We start from the raw sequence: 5,535 nt of genomic DNA, 5'->3' as shown, positions 1-5,535 counted from the left end.
AACCCTGCACGTTCCACGGCACACCACCCCCTCTTCCAGATCGCGCTCACCCTCGACACCGAGGGCCCGGACGCCTGCACGCTGCCCGGCCTCCGGGTGCGCACCCTGCCGGTGCCGACCGGCACCGCCAAGTACGACCTGGCCGTCGGACTCGTCGAAGAGCACGGGCCCGACGGCGCCCCCGCGGGCCTCACCGGTGTCGTCGAATACGCCACCGACCTCTTCGACCCCGGTACCGTCCGCTCCCTGGCCGACCGGCTCGTGCGGGTGCTGCGCGCGGCGGCCGAGGACCCGGGGCTGCGCCTCGGGCGGCTGCCGGTGCTCTCCGCCGACGAGCAGCACACGCTGCTGGTGACCCACAACACGGCCGTACCCGCCCCGGCCCCGGCCACCCTGCCCGCGCTGTTCGCCGCCCAGGTGCGCGCGACCCCGCAGGCGCCCGCCGTCGTGCGCGGCGATGTCGCGCTCGACTACCGGGAGTTGGACGTGCGCGCCAACCGGCTCGCGCACCTGCTCATCGACCGGGGAGCCGGGCCCGAGCAGCTCGTGGCCGTGGCCGCGCCCCGCACCGTGGAGCGCGTGGTGGCCGTGCTGGCCGTCGCCAAGGCCGGTGCCGCCTGCCTGCCCGTCGACCCGGACCAGCCGGCCGCCAGGACGGCCCGGCTGTTCGCCGACGCCCGGCCGGTGCTGCTGCTCGCCGACCGGGACACCGCGGACCGGCTGCCCACCGGCCATGGCCTGCCCCTGCTCCACCTCGACGGACCGGAGACGGCGCGGCAGTCGGCCTGCCTGCCGGACACCGGACCGACCGACGCCGACCGCACCGCGCCGCTGTCCACGGCCCACCCGGCGTACGCCGTCTTCACCTCCGGCTCCACCGGGCGGCCCAAGGGCGTCCTGGTCACCCACGCCGGTATCGCCGCGCTGCGGGACGCCGGTGCCGCACGCGCCGGGATCGGGCCCGGCAGCCGGCTGCTCCAGTTCGCCGCGCCCGGCTTCGACGCCTCCCTGTGGGAGCTGTTCCTCGCGCTGCTGACCGGCGCCACGCTCCAGCTCCCCGAGGACGGCGACCCCGTCGCCGAACTGACCCGGCGCGGGACGCCGTTGACCCACTCCTTCGTCACCCCGTCCGTGCTGGCGACCCTGCCCGCCGACGCCGTGCCCGCCTCGCTGACCCTGCTGACCGGCGCCGAACCGTGCACGGCCGCGCTGGCCGAGCGGTGGGCACCGGGCCGGGTGCTCGTCAACGCCTACGGCCCGACGGAGGCCACCGTCGCCGCCACGATGACGGGCCCGCTGCCGGGCGACGGCACCACACCGCCGCTCGGCCACCGGCTGCCGGGTGTCCGCGCCTACGTCCTCGACGAGCGGCTGCGTCCCGTGTGCGACGGCGTCGTCGCCGAGCTGTACCTGGCGGGGGACGGCCTGGCCCGCGGCTATCTGCACCGGCCGGGCGCCACCGCCGAGCGGTTCGTGGCCGACCCCTGGGGGCCGCCCGGTGCCCGGATGTACCGCACCGGCGACCTCGTACGCCAACGCGCCGACGGGCAGCTGGAGTTCGCCGGGCGGGCCGACGACCAGATCAAGGTGCGCGGCCACCGGGTCGAACCGGGCGAGATCGAGGCGGCGCTCGCCGCGCACCCGGCCGTCCGGCAGGCCGCGGTCCTCGCCCGCCCGGACGGCCCGGGACCGGAGCACGGCGTCCGGCTCGTCGGCTATGCGGCGCCCGCCGGGGGCTGCACCGTCGAGGAGCTCGGCGCCCATCTGCGCGACCGGCTGCCCGACCACATGGTGCCCGCGACCCTCGTCCAGCTGGACACCCTGCCGGTCACCGGCAGCGGCAAGCTGGACCGCGCCGCGCTGCCCGAGCCGCCGCTGCCCGGCGGGGGAGCGGGCCGGCCGCCGCGCACCCCGCGCGAGCAGGTGCTGGCCGGGCTGTTCGCCGAGGTGCTCGGCCTCGAACGGGTCGGTGTGGACGAGGACTTCTTCGCGCTGGGCGGGCACTCGCTGCTCGCCACCCGGCTGGCCTCCCGGGTCCGCTCCGCGCTGGACGTCGAGCTGGAGCTGCGCGCCGTGTTCCGCACCCCGACCGTGGCCGGGCTCGCCGCCCGGCTGCCGGACGGCGGGCGGCCCCGGCCGGCGCTGCGACCCGCAGCACGGCGCCCGGAGCGGGTGCCGCTGTCCTTCGCGCAGCGCCGGCTGTGGTTCCTGCACCGCCTGGAGGGCCCGGGCGCCGCCTACGCGATGCCGCTCGCGCTGCGGCTGACCGGCGCGCTGGACGAATCCGCGCTGCGCGCCGCGCTGTGCGACCTCGTCGGCCGGCACGAGAGCCTGCGCACCGTGTTCGCCGAGGCCGACGGTGTGCCCTGCCAGCGGGTGCTGGACGCGGCCGAGGCGAGCCCCGCGCCGACCGTGGCCGAGACCACCGAGGACGAGCTGGCCGAGCGGCTGTCCGCCGCTGCGGCGGCCGGCTTCGACCTGGCCACCGAACCGCCGCTGCGCGCCGCCCTGTTCCGGCTGTCCGGCAGCGAATCCGGCAGCGAATCCCACAGCGAACACGTGCTGCTGCTGACCGCGCACCACATCGCGGCGGACGGCTGGTCGATGGGCCCGCTCGCCCGCGACCTCACCACCGCCTACGCGGCCCGCTGCCGGGGTGCGGAGCCGGACTGGGAGCCGCTGCCGGTGCAGTACGCCGACTACACGCTGTGGCAGCGCGAACTGCTGGGCGACGAGACCGACCCGCACAGCCCGGCCGCACGTCAACTCGCCTACTGGAAGGACCGGTTGGCGGGCCTGCCGGAACAGCTACGGCTGCCCACCGACCGTCCCCGCCCGTCCGTCGCCTCCTACCGGGGCGCCACCCTCGGCATCGAGCTGGACGCCGAGCTGCACCGCGCGCTCACCGCCCTGGCGCGGGCACGCGGCGTGAGCCTGTTCATGGTGCTCCAGGCGGGCCTCGCGGCGCTGTTGACCCGGCTCGGCGCGGGAGAGGACGTACCGGTCGGCACACCGGTCGCGGGCCGCACCGACCAGGCGCTGGACGACCTCGTCGGCTTCTTCGTGAACACGCTCGTGCTGCGGACCGACACCTCCGGCGACCCGTCCTTCGGCGCGCTCCTCGACCGGGTGCGCGAGGACACACCGGCCGCCTACGCCCACCAGGACGTGCCCTTCGAACGGCTCGTGGAGGTCCTCAACCCGGCCAGGTCCACGGCGTGCCACCCGCTGTTCCAGACCATGCTCGCCCTCCAGAACACCGAGGCCGGCACGTTCGCGCTGCCCGGACTGCGGGTGCGCACCCTGCCGGTGACCACCGGCACCGCCAAGTTCGACCTGTTCTTCGCGCTGGCCGAACAGCACGACGCCGACGGCGCCCCCGCGGGCTGCGCCGGAGCCGTGGAGTACAGCACCGACCTGTTCGACGAGGAGACCGTCCGCACGCTCGCCGACCGCTGGCTGCGGCTGCTGCGTGCCGTCGTGGCCGACCCGGACCGGCCGATCGGCTCCGTCGACCTGCTCACCGCACCCGAACACCACCGGCTGGCGCAGGCCGCCGCGCTGCCGCCCCGCACCCCGCACACGACGCTGCCCGGACTGGTCGAGCGACAGGCCCGCGCGACGCCCGACGCGATCGCCGTCGAGGCCGCCGAGGAGACCGTCGGGCTGTGTGAACTCAACGCGCGCGCCAACCGGTTGGCCCATCTGCTGCTCGCCCGCGGCGCCGGACCGGAACAGCTCGTCGCGCTGGCGCTGCCCCGCGGAGTACGGCTGGTGACGGCGGTCCTCGCCGTGCTGAAGACCGGCGCCGCCTACTTCCCCGTCGATCCGGAGCACCCCGCCGCCCGCACCGGCCGGCTGCTGGACGCGGCGCGCCCCGCACTCCTGCTGACCGACACCGCGACCGCGCACCGGCTGCCGCCGCTGCCCGACCTGCCCCGGCTGGTGCTCGACGCCGACGCCACCGCCACGGACGCGGCCCGCCGCCCCGACACCGACCCGACCGACGCCGAACGGCCCACCCCGCTGCTGCCGCAGCACCCCGCCTACGCCATCGCCACCTCCGGCTCCACCGGCGAGCCGAAGATCGTGCTGATGCCGGCCGCCGCGCTGCTCAACCTGCTGGAGTGGCACCACACCGCGCTGGACGGCGGCCCCGGCACCCGGACCGCGCAGTTCACCGGCGTCGGCTTCGACGTGTCCGTGCAGGAGATCTGCTCGGCCCTGACCTCAGGCCGCACGCTGGTCGTGCCCACGGAGGAGCAGCGGCACAGCGCGGAACTCCTCGCCCGGTGGCTGGAGGAAGCACGCGTCGAGGAGCTGTTCGCGCCGAACACCGTCCTGGAGGCGCTGGCCGAGGCGGCGCGGGAAGCCGGCCGGGACCTGCCCGCGCTGCGCCGCATCGTCCAGGCCGGGGAGCCGCTGCGGCTCGGCGCCGCGCTGCGCGCGCTCCAGCGCCGCCACCCGGGACGCGAGCTGCACAACCACTACGGGCCCGCCGAGACCCATGTCGTCACCGGGCAGCGGCTGCCCGCCGACCTGACCGGCTGCCCGTCACCGGCCCCGATCGGCGAACCCGTCGCACACGTCGGCGTCCGGCTGCTCGACGAGCGGCTGCGCCCCGTGCCGGACGGCGTCGCCGGCGAGCTGTATCTCGCCGGCGCCGCCCTGGCCCGCGGCTACCACCGGCAGTCGGCCGCGACCGCCGCCCGGTTCGTCGCCGACCCGTACGGCCCGGCCGGTACCCGGATGTACCGCACCGGCGATCTGGCACGCCGCCGCCGCGACGGCCGGCTGGAGTTCCTCGGGCGCGGCGACGACCAGGTCAAGATCCGCGGGGTGCGCGTCGAGCCCGCCGAGGTCGAGGCCGCGCTCGCGGACTGCCCGGGTGTCGCCCGGTGCGCCGTGCCGGCCCGCACCGGCCACGACGGCCGGCCCCGGCTCGTGGCCTACCTCGTGCCCACCGCGGCCGACCCCTGCGAGCCGCAGGCCGTACGCGAGTGGCTGCGCGCACGCCTGCCCGACGCCATGCTCCCCGGCGCGTTCGTCGTGCTCGACGCGCTGCCCGTCACCCGCAACGGCAAGCTCGACCGCGCCGCCCTGCCCGACCCGGAACCCGACACGGGACAGAACGCGGGACGGGCCGCGCACACCCCCGCCGAGCAGGTGCTGGCCGAGCTCTTCGCCGAGGTGCTCGGCCTCGGACGGGTCGGTGTGGACGAGGACTTCTTCGCGCTGGGCGGGCACTCGCTGCTCGCGACCCGGCTGCTGTCGCGGGTACGCGCCGCGCTCGGCGCCGAACTGCCCGTCCGCGCCCTGTTCGAGGCGCCGACGGTGGCCGGTCTCGCGGCCCGGCTGGCAGCGGCGGACCGTCCCCGCCCGGCGTTGACGGCCGCCGCGCGGCCGGAGGTGCTGCCGCTGTCGTTCGCGCAGCGCCGGCTGTGGTTCCTGCATCAGCTCGACCGCGGCAGCCCCTCCTACCACCTGCCGCTGGCGCTCCGGCTGACGGATTCCCCCGGTGCTCCCGGTGTTCTC

1 protein-coding gene is annotated in these 5,535 nt (G+C 76.9%); it reads left to right on the top strand.

Features of this window, described 5'->3' with window-relative positions:
* Nucleotides 1-5,535: non-ribosomal peptide synthetase (locus SCA03_RS34250; protein WP_141275875.1), on the top strand; the 5,535-nt coding region annotated here is incomplete at both ends.

Origin of the sequence: Streptomyces cacaoi, from assembly GCF_006539165.1 — a bacterium.
Lineage (GTDB): Bacteria > Actinomycetota > Actinomycetes > Streptomycetales > Streptomycetaceae > Streptomyces > Streptomyces cacaoi.
Note: the sequence above shows the minus strand (reverse complement) of the source record. Positions and strands in the feature narration are given on the sequence as shown.